The organism is Flavobacterium sp. I3-2, assembly GCF_013389595.1.
In the GTDB taxonomy this organism is placed as follows: domain Bacteria; phylum Bacteroidota; class Bacteroidia; order Flavobacteriales; family Flavobacteriaceae; genus Flavobacterium.
In genome coordinates this window covers 1,984,238-2,000,161 of record NZ_CP058306.1, presented here as the reverse complement: position 1 = coordinate 2,000,161, position 15,924 = coordinate 1,984,238, and the positions used below count along the sequence as shown (strand labels likewise).

The window sequence follows — 15,924 nt, the reverse complement described above, 5'->3', positions numbered from 1 at the left end:
TTTAGATCAAAAAACAAATAGTTTTTTAAAGGTAAAACATAAAAAACTACAAATTTTAAATAAAACCGTAAATGCATTAAACTTGCTTATTGCTTAAAAAAATCAAATATTAACATAACAAACACACTACAAACAGAATAAAGATTAAAAAATTATATATTATTATCTAATTTTCTTAAAACTTAATTCAAATATGGTAAACTTTACTTTTTTTGTGATATTTGCTGAAAATAATTAATAATGAATGAATTACTAAGTTTATCAAATCCTAGGGGCTATATTTCTTCAAAAGCAACTTACCTCACAGAAAATGACCAACACATTACTCAGTATAATGATGTTTATCAAATTTTATGGGTAAAAAAAGGCACAGTTAAAATTTCACTTTCGCATTTAAGTAAAGTTTTAGAACCCAACGATTGTATTTTCTTAGGAAAAAATGAAATGTTTCGACTTACAGCTTCTGAAAGTTATGAGCTTCATTACATTCAATTTACGGAAGATTTTTATTGCATTAATGAATCTGATCGTATTTTTTTGAGCAGATGTTCTTATTTTAATAATACAGAATCAATAAATTTTTTAAAACTAGAACCTCAATACATTAAATTTGTTGAGAATTATGCTGGTATGTTAAACAAATTTTTAACTGAACCTTTTTCTGAAATCAATAATTTATTGGCAAAAAATACCATTGAAAGAATTTTACTTTTTACTCTTTCTATGGATTTACAGCATTTTCAATCCTTTAACTCAAAAAAATTCTTACCCTATCAAATTAAGCTAATTAACAAATTCAATGAGTTAATTAAAAATAATATCAAACGTGAAAGATCAGTTGCTTTTTATGCAAATTCACTTGATCTTGACACAAATAAAATGAAAGAAATGTGTAAATCTGTTTATGGGATTACACCTAAAAAATTCATAGCTATCGCTTGTATTAACGAAGCAAAAACACTTCTCAAACATACTAATATGAGCATCAAAGAGATTTCATATGAATTAAATTTTGAAGATGTGAGTAACTTTATTCGCTTTTTTATAACAGCGACAAGCATTTCACCTTCAAAATACAGAGAAAGCTTGACTTCAAATGAATTGAAAAGTATTTAATAGACAAATTTTATATAGAACATCCCCAAAGAATTAATTTTTTTGGGGCGTTTTTTTTTTTTTTTAGATACATCTTCTAATAAAATGAAAATTTTGAAGATTTATTAAAACATCAATTTATACAAAAAATACATTTATTTTAACAAGCTATATACAACAATAACAGCTTAATTTTGTAAGCTTTATAGATTCTTTTTTTTGTATAGAAATGAATAATTTATTTTGGAAAGATTTACGATTTAGAAATTTAGTTTTTTATTGACAATACGTTCATCAAAAATGATAACTAACGATTCTTGTCTTCAAATTAAATTTGCATCGTTAAATAAGAGGAATAGTCAAAAAACAACTTAATTATTATTGACAATATGTTCATTAAAAATGATAATTAAAGATTCTTGTAATCAATCTACTTTTGCAAGGTAAATTGAAGACCAAGTCAAAAATAAATAAACTTTTATTGACAATACGTTCATCGAAAATGATAACTACGTCACAAACTTACTAAACTACTTTTGCCAAGTATTCTAGTAACAAAAATTTAAAAGTTTTCTCTAAAGAATAATGAGTCGTTCAAAACTCACATTGGCTAAAATAAATAAAAAAAAAATAACTAACAAAATAATTTTTAAATAAAATGAAAACAACAACTAATTTCTTCAAAACTGTAACTGTATTAGCTATCGCTTTAATGTTCGGATTCAATGCAAACGCTCAAAAAGAACAAACAAACAAATTATCTGTAACGGTTGGAGAATTTTATAGCTTAACTTTAAGTAACGATAATGCAACTATTCTTTTAGATACTGAAGAAAAATTTGCAACTGGAAGTGAATCTTCACCTATTACAATGACGATTTTCTCTTCTAAACAATACGAAGTTAAAGCTCAAGTTTCTGCTGCTCAATTTACAGGTGTTGAAACTGGAACTTCTGTTGACACAAACAATATCGATTTAAATGTATCGAAATCTAGCGGTAATGATGAAGCTTTAATAAGCGACAGAGCTAACAAAAGTTTAAAATTTGCTGAAGCTGAACAAATCGCTTATTCTCCTAAATCAACTAAAGCTGATATTTACAACCTTGTTTATGCAATTCCTGCTTCAAACACTGCAGCTTTCTTAGATCAATACGGAAAAACGATTACTACAGAAATTACTTATACTTTAATTCCTCAATAATAAAATAAAGTGTAGTTCAAATTCTACAAACATACTACAACTGATACTACAAATACCATTTGAAAATCATCGTTACTTTGTCATGTAAAATAAGAACAAGATTTACAACAAAAAAATAACTAACAAAATAATTTTTAAATAAAATGAAAACAACAACTAATTTCTTCAAAACTGTAACTGTATTAGCTATCGCTTTAATGTTCGGATTCAATGCAAACGCTCAAAAAGAACAAACAAACAAATTATCTGTAACGGTTGGAGAATTTTATAGCTTAACTTTAAGTAACGATAATGCAACTATTCTTTTAGATACTGAAGAAAAATTTGCAACTGGAAGTGAATCTTCACCTATTACAATGACGATTTTCTCTTCTAAACAATACGAAGTTAAAGCTCAAGTTTCTGCTGCTCAATTTACAGGTGTTGAAACTGGAACTTCTGTTGACACAAACAATATCGATTTAAATGTATCGAAATCTAGCGGTAATGATGAAGCTTTAATAAGCGACAGAGCTAACAAAAGTTTAAAATTTGCTGAAGCTGAACAAATCGCTTATTCTCCTAAATCAACTAAAGCTGATATTTACAACCTTGTTTATGCAATTCCTGCTTCAAACACTGCAGCTTTCTTAGATCAATACGGAAAAACGATTACTACAGAAATTACTTATACTTTAATTCCTCAATAATAGAAAAACAAACCAAAAAAACTTTAAAAAAATGAAAATACAAAATAATTTTTTCAAGACAATATCTTTTTTAGCAATCTGTTTGTTATTCAGTTTAAATGCTTTAGCACAACCAAAACAAGGAACTCCAAATGAAAATGCAGGTAACCATCCTTGGACCAATAACGGAAATGGAAATGGAAACAACGGAAATGGAAACGGGAATAATGGTAATAATGGAAGTTCTGGTAGCGAAAGTAGCAACACTCCTGCATCAACAAACAAAACTAGTGGTTCAAGCAATTTGAATGTTACAGTTGGTGAATTTTATAGTTTAAACTTAAGTAATGAAAACACAACTATTCTTTTAGATTCTGAAGAAAAATTTGCAACAGGAAGTGAATCTTTACCTATAACAATGACAATTTTCTCATCTAGAAAATATGCTGTTAACGCTCAAGTTTCAGGAGCTGAATTTAATGGAGTTACAGAAGGAACCGCAGTAAATACAAACAACATTGATTTATTAGTAACTAAAGTAACTCAAAACTCAGAAATAACAATTGCTAACAGATCAAACAAGAGTTTAAAACATTTAGCTGCTGAAGAAATTGCTTCTTCAACTAAAGCAACTAAAGCTGATGTTTACAATTTAGTCTATGCAATTCCGGCAACTAATACTGCAGCTTTTTTAGACCAATATGGTAAAACAATTAGCACACAGATTACATACACGTTATTACCTCTATAATTTTCGGAAAAAATAGAAAAAAAAAAGAAAAACATGAATAAAATCATGTTTTTTTTTTGACTAAAATTCTATCTTTATAGAAAATAAGAGGTACAAAATGACAAGATATATATTTCCAATAATTTTAATTCTTTTCGGATTTTCAAGTAAAGCTCAAGAATCAGCAACAGCAAAATTGTCTGTGCAAATAAACAACATACAATCCATTAGAATAAATGAACAACAACAAAATGTTGAAATTTCGATTAACTCGATTGAAGATTTCAGAAACGGTAAATCGAACTATAAAAATGATCATATTGAAGTAATGAGTAACGGAAAATATGAAATTCGAGTAGTTGCGAACGGTCATTTATTAAAAGGCGATGAAAAAATAAATATTGACCAAATAAAATTAACTCCTAACTTTGGAACAAAAGGACGAAGTACAAATGACATTAATTTTTTTCCTATTGACTTATCGTTAGAAAATAATAAAATCATTAGTTCTTCAAAAGGTGATATCATCCGTTCATTCAATATGAATTACCATTTAAAAGGCGGTGACCAATTGATGAATACAGATTCTGGTACTTATAATACAACAATAACATATACTATTATTGCACTTTAAAAATGCGCTTTTATAAAATTATCATATTCACAACTTTACTATTAGGTTTAGATTCGATAGCTCAACCTGGGATAGGTTCTGCAAAATCGTTAATCAGACTTGAATTTGAAGATGTTTTTGGTTTAAAAATATCTCATCCTGATGTGAATTTAGATATTAATTCTGTTGAAAAATTTACTCAAGGAACTCAAACAAATTGGTTAAATTCGCATTTAGTTGTTACTGGTGTAAAAAACTTTGAAATATCAATTAAAACCATTCAACCGTTTTTTTTTAGTAATAATACAGAAACAAATGTTGCTGTTTCGAATATCAAAGTGAATGCAAGAACAAGTTCTAAATCAAATGCTATTGTTTTAAGTGATGTATCACAAATATTGATTTCAGAAAATAATGGTTCGATGGTTAATTATATCGATGTTAATTATCAAATACCACCAGAAAACACATTTGCTTTTATAGGTAGCACCACCACAACTTATGACACTTTAATTGTTTATACTCTAATTCCAAATTAAATGAAGAAACTATTAACTTTTTTCGCATCTATTTTAACTTATACAACATTTGCTCAAGCTGGCTTAACCGTTTCTCCAGGTAAATTATATTTTTATGAAAATAGTAAAATTCCTGTTACACAAAAAGTTAGTATAACAAATCCTACAACAAAAACTCTAGAAATTGGTGTTTCGATAAACGATTGGAATTATGATAAATCAGGCTCAAATCATATTGCGGATTTTAATACTTTAAAGGAATCTTGTTCGCCTTGGATTCAAATTACACCAAATACTTTTTTTACAATTGAACCAAATTCGACAAAAGAAGTAGAAGTGGTTTTAACCGTTCCTGAAACTTTGGACCCGAGTAATCCTGTTCACACAAGTATGTTATTTTTTACACAATTAAACCCAGGTGATTCTGTAGATGAAAAAGGAGCTTCTATCAAAGTAACTGTCAGAATGGGTGTGAAAGTTTATCATGCTAAAGAAAATACAGATGGCGAAATTTCTATTGTAGACTTCAAAGCAAATAAAGATGCGCAAAACAATAAATTTGTAGAATTAGAATTTAAAAATACAGGTAAAATTTGGACCGAAGGCAAAATTTTATGGTCGCTTTTTAACTACAAAACAGGAAAAACAACAGAGCTTTCTGAAGAAGAATTTTATACGTTACCAAAAGATGTAAGAAAAGTTTCTAAACAATTAGACCCAAAACTTACTGCGGGTCAATACACCATTTCTGCACAAATTTTATATGGTAAAAATGAAACAATTCAGCTTGCTGAAATGGATTTTGAAATATGAAAAACATAGCTTTCTTTCTATTTATTTTTTTGAGTGCAAATTTGAATTTGTTTGCACAAGATATTCAATTTGATGCATATACAAATTGGATTCCGCAATTTAATAATTATGGAGAATTGATGGCTGGTCAAACCAAAAATGAACAAATTAATGTTTCTGTTCGAATTTACAATCAAATTCAACCCATAACAAAATGGAAAATTACAGCTCGTTTAGTTGATGATTACAAATACAATAATTACTCAATTCCTGCTGAATTTGGTTTATTAAAATTTGCACGAGAAAACGTTCAAGGTAATGGTTCTAACCTTCCGATTGCAGGGCCTTCAGGTTTTTTACCATTATCAAAATACCAAGAACAAACCATCATAAGTAGTGAAACTGTTTCGTTACAAAATGGTTTTGTTAGAACTTTTGTTTTTGATTTTCAAATGAAAGGCGGAAATCATTTACTTACAATTCCAAACGGAGAATATAAAAGTGCGTACATCATCAATTTGTATAAAATTGAAAACGGAACCGAAATTCTTTTAAAAAGTATCAGTAACGCAAATATGTTTGCTGGCGCTCATATTAATCATAATGGAAATCACGGTGACCAATCAATTCTTTTAGAAAATGGAAGTAATCTATTTCATTTTAAGTTTAACACAGTAAATGATTTAGTAACTGGAAAATCTATTCGGAAAAATGGTGCGCTTCGCATCAAAACATACAACGGCCATGAATTGATTGTCAAAGCAGCAAATCAAGATATGCGTTCTAATATTACCGACCATACATTACCTGTTTCGATAATCCGACTTGATTTAGCTTTAAACCAATATTCTGGAGGAAACAGTTCTGAGGCAAATCTTCTAAAAATTAATACGCCAATTCAACTACAAAGTTGGGACCAAGTGATTGCAACTTTTCCAAATTGGAGTAGTGAAATTGTATTCGACCTTTCGTTAAGTATTCCTGGTAATTTGCCCGAATTTAACGGTGCTAAAGGTGTCTATGAAACGTATATCTATTTTGTTATTGTTCCGAGATAGTGCAATGAAAAAACTTTTTTTTGCTTTATTATTATGTCTAAATTTTGTTTCTCTTTATTCTCAAAATAAAGAAAATCAATTAATTGTTAGATTTGATAATGACAGTTTAACCGCCAAAAAATCTAAAATAATTCAAACTTCATTGTATTTAAAAAACAATGGAAATGAAACAATTACCGGCGAACTTCAAATTGAATCTAAAAGTGAAGATTTGAGCTTGATAAAAAAAATCAATCAAACGATAAAGTTAGAACCAAATGATTTTATTTACATTCCTGTAAAAGCTCAACTTAAACCCAAAACGTTTAGTACAGAAATTAAAGTTGAAGCTGTTTTTAAAACAGAACAAAAAACTTATCGTGATGATTTAACTATTTATCCTGAAAAAACTAGAAATATAAATTTTCGATTACAAAATCAACACCTAACTTTTTTTCAAGTTAATGATTCAATAGATTTAAATTTCGAGATTTCGAACAGAGGAAACACAAATCAGGTTGTCAATTTGGTTATCAAATATCCGTACGGATTCACTAAAAATGAGTTCGAGACCATTGAATTAGAAACTAAAGCTTTTCAGGATACTGTTGTAAACATTCAAAAATTCATAAATAAGCAAATGCTTAAAAAAGAAGATTTTGAAATTCAAGCTTCGCTGTATTACAAATCTGGAGATTATATCAACTCCTTCCCTATTTATGTCAATTCAATCAAACAAAATCGAACATACAAAGAAATCGATTTAGGCGATTACAGATATCAAGAAAATGAAATAAGACTTAGCAATTCATACAACACAACTTCAAACCAAAACAATCTAAATCTTGGAATTAATACCGATGTAAAAGTTTCTGAAAACAGTAAAATTCGACTTAATTCTCAAATGGAATATTGGGATATTTCTCAAAACTTTTTTTTAAGAAATACCATTCTTGGTTATAAAAATAGAAATTTTGAAACCAATATTGGAAATATTTACCAACAAGGCGAAGTTATGCTTAACGGAATTGGTGGTGAAGTAAAATATAAAATAACTGATTCGTTAGATTTAGAAGTCGGATATATCGATAAAACTTATGCAGTAACCGAAACTTTTAAAAATTCAAGAGGTAATTCGGCTTGGCTTGCAATGAATACAATCAAGGAAAATGGTGCGAGAACTCGTACTTTTTTGAATTATGATTTAGATTATAACAGCGGAATTTATAAATACATTTTATACCATTCGCAAGAATTTATATCCAACAAAAATTTAAAATTTGTTTATCAACAAGGTTTGAGTACAATGTATGATAACAGCGAGGTTGCGACAGGTATTTTAGGCGGGATTTCTGCTTTTTATTCAAATGATAAATGGTCTTATTTTGGAAATCATATTTTGAGTTCTAATAAATATGCAGGAATGCGAAGAGGTGTTGTTCAGCTAAACGAAAGATTGCAATATAAAATCAAAAAACACAGCTTCTCTTTAGGTTATAATTACAACGAACTAAATCCTGAAGGTTTGAATAAATACGAAATGTTTTTTAACAATCAAATCAATCAAAATTTAGATTTAACTTATCGATTCAGTCAACGTCATTTTAATTTCTTTGTCGCTCCAAATTACATTTACGAGAAACGAACAAATGCTTATTTTTCGGATATTAGTTTATTTAAAAAAGTTGGTGTAAATACTGTTTTTCAAATTAATCAATTCGAAAAAAATCTAATTCTGAGTGCAACTTTTGATGTAGGAAAAATTCTTACATTCAATTTAGAACAACCTTATAGTTACAGAGCAGGTTTAGGAATTAAGTTTAGAGCGTTTAATTTTTCAACTCAATATCAATACAATTACGCTTCGATTAATGAGCTGAACAATCCAAATCAATTAAATGAAACATACAAAAGTTTAAACACAAATTTGATGTATGTGTTAAATGCATTTAATAACAAATTAGAATTTACAACCTATGTCAATTATTCTTTAAACAATAGTCTTGCAAATATTTTAGTAATCAACAATACGTTACGATATGAGTTTGATTCAAATTTCAGAGTCTTTTTAAATTCGAATTACAATAAATATTTAGATGGTTTACAATATTCTAATTTAAACCTACAAGCCGGATTAATTAAAAACTTTGACCCAAACAAACCTAGAAGTAAAAAAGCAAATTTAACCGTTCATGTAAAATATAACGAAAAAAACAAAAACAGTTTTAACGCTGCAAATAAAATCGTTTTTGTAAACAACAAACCTTTCTTGACTGATGAAAATGGCATAATTAAATACAAAAAAATTCCGGTTGGAAAATACGAAATTCGATTACAAAATGATAATCAATGGCTTTCTGAACCAATTGTTGTCAATGTAAATGAAGATACAGAACAAGTTATTTTTTATAATAAAACAACAACAATTCAAGGTTATCTTCTTTTTGAGGAATCAAAAAATTCGTATGACATTAAAAAAGAAAAATCAGCATTTCGAATTGATTTGGTTAATGAAAATGGTAAAACTTACAAAACCTACACAAACGAATCGGGTCGATATATGATTTATGTTCCTGAAGGAAAATACACAATAAGCATTAACAATCATTTACCCGAATCGCAGACTGAAGTTTTACAAAATAACATTGAAATTACTACAGAAATTGACAAGCCAATAACTCAAGATTTTATCATAAAAATAAAAGAAAAAAAATCGGAAGTAAAAAAATTCAATTCCGTTAAATTCTAAAATCATAAACTGCTTTATCATATTTAAAGCAGTTTTTTTATTTGAAAAATGGATTTCATCAAAAAACAATTAACACTGAATAACAATAAGTTAACATTTATTTTAGATAAGTTTTGACTAAAAAACTTTCGGAAATCTCACAAATTAAAGCATTTACAAAATACGTAACATTAAATTTACATAAGCTTTAAGTACAATTTACATTCTGCTAACTTTAAAGTAACAACAAAATTAGAGTTTTGCCGAAATAAATAACAAGATATGAAAAATTCTTTTTGCTTCATTTTAATGCTTGGCGCGATGTTAACTTCGTGCAGTCGAAAAGACAACGCCATTAAGATGAAAGGTTCGGATACCGAAGTTAATTTAGCTATTAATCTTGCCGAAAAATTTACAGAACTTGATGACGATTTTAGTATTTCGATTTCTGGTGGTGGTTCTGGTTTAGGGATAACTTCGCTTTTAAACGGTCAAGCCGATATTGCAAATTCTTCACGACCACTTTCTGACGATGAAATCCAACAATTCAAAGATAAAAACATTGAACTTAAAACAGTAATTTTTGCTGAAGATGCCACCGCCTTTGTTGTTCATAAAGATTTACCACTTGATGAAATTGATTTAGAAACATTAGGTAAAATTTTAAGTGGCGAAATCACCAATTGGAACCAAGTGATTGATATTGATTTACCTATAAATATTTACGGCCGTCAATCGAGTTCAGGAACACATTCTTTTGTAAAGAAAAAATTAAAGATTGAATTTTCACCTGCTGCTAAAGAAATGACCGGAAATGCCCAAATTATTGAAGGTGTAAAAGCCGACAAATCTGGAATTGGATATGTTGGTGCTGGTTATGTTGCTCACGACCCAAATGCAAATACAAAAATCAGAATCGTAAACATCAAAGAAAAACCTGATTCTATTGCTTATTCACCAATTGATAACGAAACCATTAATAAAAGTTTGTATTTCTTTCAACGTCCTTTGTATCAATTTGTTTTAGCAGATTCTTGGCATAAAGTAAAACCTTTTATCGATTTTGAAGAAAGTGAATTAGGAAAGAAAATGATAGAAGAACACGGTTATTATATAATTGAAAAATAATGAATTATAAATCTCGAATTACCTTAGATATTATATTCAAAGTAGTTTTTAAAGCTACCGGATATTTAGTTTTAGCTTTACTTGGCGGAATATTTGCCATGTTAGTCTACAATTCAATTTCTTTCTTCTTAGATGTAAAACCATTAGATTTTATCACCGGAATGGAATGGGCACCAACTGCCAAAACTCCAAAATACGGAATGCTTCCATTAATTTTAAGTACCACATTAGTAACTTTTGGAGCGATGATAATTGCCATTCCAATTGGAGTTGGAACCGCATCATACATTGCCATTTATGCCAAACCAAGAGTCAAAAATATTTTAAAACCGACAATTGAAATGTTAGCAGCGATTCCATCTGTTGTTATTGGATTCTTAGGAATTGTGGTTTTAAGTCCTGGAATTGCAGATTTAGCGGATTTACCAAATGGATTAAATGCTTTAAACGGAGCTATTTTATTAGCAGTAATGGCGTTACCAACGATAATCACTGTGGCTGAAGATGCGATTCATGCAGTCCCAAACGCATACAAAGAAGCAAGTTACGGAGTTGGTGCAACACGTTGGCAAACTTTACGTAAAGTAATTATTCCGGCGGCGGCTCCTGGTATCATCACAGCAATTATGTTGGGAGTTGGACGTGCTATCGGAGAAACAATGACTGTCTTGATGGCAACCGGAAATGCAGCTTTAATGCCAACCGGAATGTTCGATTCAGTTAAAACCATGACAGCGACGATTGCTATTGAAATGGGTGAAGTTCCATACCAAACCACACACTATTATGCGCTTTATGCCATAGCAACTGTACTTTTCTTCATGACTTTATTTGCAAATATTGTTGGAGAATTTTTTATTAACCGATTCAGAAAATATCATGCAGTTTAAAACAAATAAATTATCAAGCGTTATTGAATGGGGTTCCCTTTTACTAAGTACTGCAATAGTTTGCTTTTTTATTGTAGTCATTATTTGGGAAATTTTTTCTAAAGGATTTAGCGTTTTATCATGGGAATTCACGACCATGGTACCTAAAGAAGGAATGACTTCCGGAGGAATTTTAACTCCGATAATCGGAACCGTATTACTTACTTTAATCACATCTGCTTTTGCAGTTCCTTTCGGAATTTGTTGTGCGATTTACTTAAACGAATATGCTGAAAATACTTGGGTCACAAGAACCATCCGTGCAGCCATTCGTAACTTATCTGGAGTTCCTTCAATCATTTACGGTTTATTCGGATTAGCGCTTTTTGTACAAGCTTTAAATTTTGGAACATCATTAGTTGCAGCTGGATTAACTTTAGGATTATTATCACTTCCGTACATCATCACAACAACAGAAGAAGCTCTAAAACGAATTCCAAATAGTACAAGAGAAGCAGCATTAGCAGTTGGAGCAACAAAATTCGAAACCATTAAAGATGTAGTAATTCCATCTGCAATGTCTGGGATTTTAACTGGAATTGTTTTAACATTATCTAGAGCTGCAGGAGAAACTGCTCCCATTTTATTTACCGGAGCTGCTTTCTATATCAACGGTTCGTCTGGTTATGTAAACCAAGAATTCATGGCTTTACCTTACCATTTATATATGTTATCTACACAACATCAATCTATCGACCAAGTAAGACCAATTGCCTATGGTACGGCATTAGTTTTAGTCGTTGTTGTGTTCTTATTAAACCTTACCGCATTTTATATTCGTTATAAATTCAGAAAAGATGAAAACTAAACTATCAGTACAAAATTTAAATATAAGCTTCGGCACCAAACAAGTTCTAAAAAATGTAAGTGTTTCTTTTAACGAAAACGAAATTACTGCTTTAATTGGTCCATCTGGATGTGGAAAAAGTACACTTTTACGAAGCTTTAATCGTATGCACGATTTATCACCAGATGCTAATATTAACGGAACATTTTTATTAGATGATATAAATATTTATTCTAAAAACATTCCGGTTACCGAAATTAGAAAACGTATAGGAATGGTTTTTCAAAAAGCCAATCCGTTTCCAAAAAGCATTCAAGAAAACATCACTTACGGTTTAAAAATTAATAATTTACCACACGGAAAAGATGTTGTTGAAAAAGCGCTACAAGAAGCTTATTTATGGGACGAAGTTAAGAATGATTTAAAAATGCCGGCTACGCGATTATCAGGAGGGCAACAACAACGTTTATGTATTGCTCGTGCCGTTGCGTTACGTCCAGAAGTGATTTTAATGGATGAACCATGTTCTGCACTTGACCCAGTTAGTACGCTGAAAATCGAAGAATTAATCAAACATCTTAAAAAGAAATATACCATTGCTATTGTAACGCACAACATGCAACAAGCGCAACGTGTAGCTGATAAAACTATTTTTATGTATTTAGGTGAAGTTATGGAAGAAGGTCCGACGGAACAAATTTTCAACAATCCTAAAAATGAGATTACAACCAATTACATCAACGGATATTTCGGATAAACATTTCATTTTGAACAATATATTTTTTTAATTCACGTTTAAAAAATAAAAAATGTTATGAAAAAATATGTGTTTATTGTCTTTGGTGTTTTGATTTGTTCAAGTTCGTTTGCACAGAAAAAAACGATTAAAGAATTAAAATCCTATAAAGATTCCAAACCGAAACAGGAAGTAATTGTTGATTTCTTTATCAACACATCGAACTTTACGATATACGCTTTGAGCACAGATAAAGAATTAAGAGATGTTGAAAAAACTGCTGCTCAATTTGGTATCGATTTAAAATTACGTGAAATAATAAAGAACAATAAAATTCACGAAGTTTATTTTGAAATTAAAAATGGTGATGAAACTTTCGTTGAACATTTTCAGAATGGAACAATTGCTTTGAATAAAATAGATATTGAATTTTATAAAAACGGAAACCCCGAAATAAGTGAAGAAGAACGAAAAGCAAAAATAATTATAAAAAAAGACCGCAATAAAAAAGAAAATGGAAATGTAGAACGCGTGCTTTTTTCTCAATAAAATCAAATCCTTCAAGAATTAATTGAAGGATTTTTTTTCTCAAAGAATAAAATTTTACTTAATAACTAAAAAAATAGTTGTGTAACTAAAAAATTAGTTTATATTTGTAATAACAAAATCAGATAGTTACAAAAATCATGGAGAAACTTACCAATAAAGAAGAAGAAATAATGCAAGTTTTATGGCAATTAGAAAAAGCATTTGTAAATGATATTCTCGAAAAAATGCCCGAACCAAAACCGCATTACAACACGCTTTCTACAATTGTTAGATTGTTAGAAGAAAAAGGTTTTGTTGACCATAAAACCTACGGAAAATCGCATCAATATTTTCCGAAAATAAGTTTAGAATCTTATCGAAATGTTTTTGTTAAAGATTCGATGAAAAAATATTTTGGCAATTCGGTTTCTAACTTGGTTAATTATTTTGTAAAAGACGACAAATTAAGTGAGCAAGAAATTCAGGAACTTTTAGACATAATCGAAAAACATAAAAAATAAGCTTATGGAAAACCTACTCATTTATCTGCTTAAAGTAAACGGTTTGTTGCTTTTCTTCTGGATTTTTTACAAACTACTACTTCAGAAAGAAACCTTTTATAAGTACAATCGGTTTTATTTTTTAGGTTCGATTGTATTGTCATTCGTTTTTCCGTTGATTTATTTCACAAAGATTGAAGAAATAATAATTCCAGCTTCGAATTTAAAAACGGTTGAAGATATTTCAAATTTCGTTTTAAATTCTACAGAAATAATAGAAACAAATTGGTATGACAATATAAATTGGCTTTTGATTAGCCTTGCAATTGTTGGAATGATTTCGATAATAAAAATCGGAATTCGAATTTTTAAAATCAATCAATTGGTACGTTCAATTAAAAGTTTTGAAAATCATCCGACAGAAAAAAACATTAAAATTACAGATGACAATCAACAAGTTTATTCTTTTTATAAATGGATGGTTTTACCTAAGCAATTGTTTAACAATGAAAATATTTCTGTTTTAATTGCGCACGAAAATATTCATATCAAACAAAAACACAGCTTTGATTTGGTTTACATTGGTTTAGTGAATGATTTATTTTGGTTTAATCCCATTATAAAATTAATCAGAAAAGACATCAATTTAAACTTAGAATTTTTAGTTGACGAAGAAATCATCAAACAAGAAAATTCATATAAGTATCAAAAAACCTTGTTGAATTTTAATCAAAATATCGAAACCGATTTATTAACGAATGCGTTTAATTCATCTGATTTAAAAAAACGTATTTTAATGTTAAACTCAAAAAAATCAAATCCTATGAAAAAATTAAAAATTGCATTGACTGCACCTGTTTTATTAGCATTCTTTGGATTGTTTCAAATCGAAACCATCGCACAAGTGAAACAAGAAACACAAAAAAATGACTTTATAACAGAAAATCAAATAATCTTAGAATTACTTCAAAAAGATATTAAACCAATTCAAGAAGATAAAAAGGTTTATAATGAAATAATCGAGAATTATAAAACAACAATTGATGGTAAAGAATTATCACAGAAAGATTTACAAGAATTTGACCATTCAAAAATTAAATCTGTAGCTGTAGATTTTACTAATTCAGAAAAAGGAACTCTAATAAATTTTATAACTACAGGAGAAGTAGAAGACAGAATTTTTAGTTTTGGTATTGATCAATCTGTAGAAGCTAAAGTTCACATAGATGGAAATGCAGTTGATGTAAAAGATTTAATAAATCAATCAAATCATGTACCTGAAATTACGAGTTATGAAAAAATTTTAATTGATGGAAAAGAATCTAGCTTTGAAGAATTGCAATCATTTTACAATAAAAATATTCCATTTAAGGCAGAAAGAGAAAATGATATCATCATAATTGAAACAAGAAAATCAAACAAGAAAGACAATAAATTATCGAGTAAAAATAAACCATTATATATTATAGATGACAAAGAAGTTGATTCATCTGATTTAGGAAAAATTTCACCAAATGAAATCAAAAACATTACGGTACTTAAAGATGATGAGTCTATCAAAAAATATGGCGAAAAAGGAAAAAATGGCGTTTTAATTATCCAAACAAAAGAATATGAAAAAAAGGAATTGGAAGAAAAACGAAAAGCTTTAAACGAAAGAAAAAAAGCTGAAATTGAATCAAAAAAAGCATTAGCTGAATCAAAAAGAGCTGAAATTGAATCGAAAAAAGCATTAGCTGAGTCAAAAAGAGCTGAAATTGAAACGAAAAAAGCATTAGCTGAGTCAAAAAAAGCTTTAATTGAATCAAAAAAAGCTGAAAGAGAAAGACAAAAAGCTTTAGCTGACGCAAAAAAAACAGTTGAATTACAACATAATTCTACACAAAGCATTCTATAAAAAATAACTATTAAAACTCAAAATCCTTTCAATC

16 protein-coding genes are annotated in these 15,924 nt (G+C 28.9%); all 16 read left to right on the top strand.

Going from position 1 to position 15,924, the window contains the following annotated elements; genetic code table 11:
• The first annotated feature begins 240 nt into the window (after positions 1 to 240).
• The 16 genes from HW119_RS09405 (at position 241) to HW119_RS09330 (ending at position 15,890) form a co-directional block, all read left to right on the top strand.
• Positions 241 to 1,116 carry a helix-turn-helix domain-containing protein gene (locus tag HW119_RS09405; protein ID WP_177763772.1) on the top strand — a complete coding sequence of 292 codons (876 nt, stop codon included), beginning with the start codon at positions 241 to 243 and terminating at the stop codon, positions 1,114 to 1,116.
• 637 nt (positions 1,117 to 1,753) lie between these two features.
• On the top strand, positions 1,754 to 2,299 hold the full coding sequence (locus tag HW119_RS09400; RefSeq protein WP_177763769.1) for a hypothetical protein: 546 nt from the start codon (positions 1,754 to 1,756) through the stop codon (positions 2,297 to 2,299).
• 143 nt (positions 2,300 to 2,442) lie between these two features.
• The gene (locus HW119_RS09395) at positions 2,443 to 2,988 is read left to right on the top strand and encodes a hypothetical protein (protein WP_177763769.1); all 546 of its coding nucleotides are present in this window, start codon (positions 2,443 to 2,445) and stop codon (positions 2,986 to 2,988) included.
• A gap of 31 nt (positions 2,989 to 3,019) precedes the next feature.
• Positions 3,020 to 3,718 (top strand): hypothetical protein, encoded by a 699-nt coding sequence (locus tag HW119_RS09390; RefSeq protein ID WP_177763766.1) that lies wholly within the window; start codon positions 3,020 to 3,022, stop codon positions 3,716 to 3,718.
• A 97-nt stretch (positions 3,719 to 3,815) separates the two neighbouring features.
• A complete protein-coding gene (locus HW119_RS09385) occupies positions 3,816 to 4,331 on the top strand; it encodes a hypothetical protein (protein ID WP_177763763.1) in 516 nt (171 codons plus the stop codon).
• A 2-nt stretch (positions 4,332 to 4,333) separates the two neighbouring features.
• Positions 4,334 to 4,849, top strand: coding sequence for a hypothetical protein (locus HW119_RS09380; RefSeq protein WP_177763760.1), 516 nt, complete (start codon positions 4,334 to 4,336; stop codon positions 4,847 to 4,849).
• Positions 4,850 to 5,641 carry a molecular chaperone gene (locus tag HW119_RS09375; protein ID WP_177763757.1) on the top strand — a complete coding sequence of 264 codons (792 nt, stop codon included), beginning with the start codon at positions 4,850 to 4,852 and terminating at the stop codon, positions 5,639 to 5,641.
• Complete coding sequence (locus tag HW119_RS09370) at positions 5,638 to 6,678, top strand: hypothetical protein (RefSeq protein ID WP_177763754.1); 1,041 nt, start codon at positions 5,638 to 5,640, stop codon at positions 6,676 to 6,678. The genes HW119_RS09375 and HW119_RS09370 overlap by 4 nt, the downstream gene beginning before the upstream one ends.
• A gap of 4 nt (positions 6,679 to 6,682) precedes the next feature.
• Positions 6,683 to 9,406 carry a hypothetical protein gene (locus tag HW119_RS09365; protein ID WP_177763751.1) on the top strand — a complete coding sequence of 908 codons (2,724 nt, stop codon included), beginning with the start codon at positions 6,683 to 6,685 and terminating at the stop codon, positions 9,404 to 9,406.
• Between the two features lie 261 nt (positions 9,407 to 9,667).
• Positions 9,668 to 10,513, top strand: a complete 846-nt coding sequence (locus HW119_RS09360) for a PstS family phosphate ABC transporter substrate-binding protein (protein ID WP_177763748.1) — start codon at positions 9,668 to 9,670, stop codon at positions 10,511 to 10,513.
• Positions 10,513 to 11,403, top strand: a complete 891-nt coding sequence (gene pstC / locus HW119_RS09355) for a phosphate ABC transporter permease subunit PstC (RefSeq protein ID WP_177763745.1) — start codon at positions 10,513 to 10,515, stop codon at positions 11,401 to 11,403. Before HW119_RS09360 ends, pstC begins: the two co-directional genes overlap by 1 nt.
• Positions 11,393 to 12,250: a phosphate ABC transporter permease PstA gene (pstA, locus tag HW119_RS09350; RefSeq protein WP_177763742.1), complete on the top strand. Its 858-nt coding sequence runs from the start codon at positions 11,393 to 11,395 to the stop codon at positions 12,248 to 12,250. The genes pstC and pstA overlap by 11 nt, the downstream gene beginning before the upstream one ends.
• Positions 12,240 to 12,986 (top strand): phosphate ABC transporter ATP-binding protein PstB, encoded by a 747-nt coding sequence (gene pstB, locus HW119_RS09345; RefSeq protein WP_177763739.1) that lies wholly within the window; start codon positions 12,240 to 12,242, stop codon positions 12,984 to 12,986. The genes pstA and pstB overlap by 11 nt, the downstream gene beginning before the upstream one ends.
• 57 nt (positions 12,987 to 13,043) lie before the next feature.
• The gene (locus HW119_RS09340) at positions 13,044 to 13,514 is read left to right on the top strand and encodes a hypothetical protein (RefSeq protein WP_177763736.1); all 471 of its coding nucleotides are present in this window, start codon (positions 13,044 to 13,046) and stop codon (positions 13,512 to 13,514) included.
• Positions 13,515 to 13,651: 137 nt separating this feature from the next.
• Positions 13,652 to 14,014, top strand: coding sequence for a BlaI/MecI/CopY family transcriptional regulator (locus HW119_RS09335; RefSeq protein ID WP_177763733.1), 363 nt, complete (start codon positions 13,652 to 13,654; stop codon positions 14,012 to 14,014).
• 4 nt (positions 14,015 to 14,018) lie between these two features.
• Positions 14,019 to 15,890 carry a M56 family metallopeptidase gene (locus tag HW119_RS09330; protein WP_177763730.1) on the top strand — a complete coding sequence of 624 codons (1,872 nt, stop codon included), beginning with the start codon at positions 14,019 to 14,021 and terminating at the stop codon, positions 15,888 to 15,890.
• Positions 15,891 to 15,924: the final 34 nt, after the last annotated feature.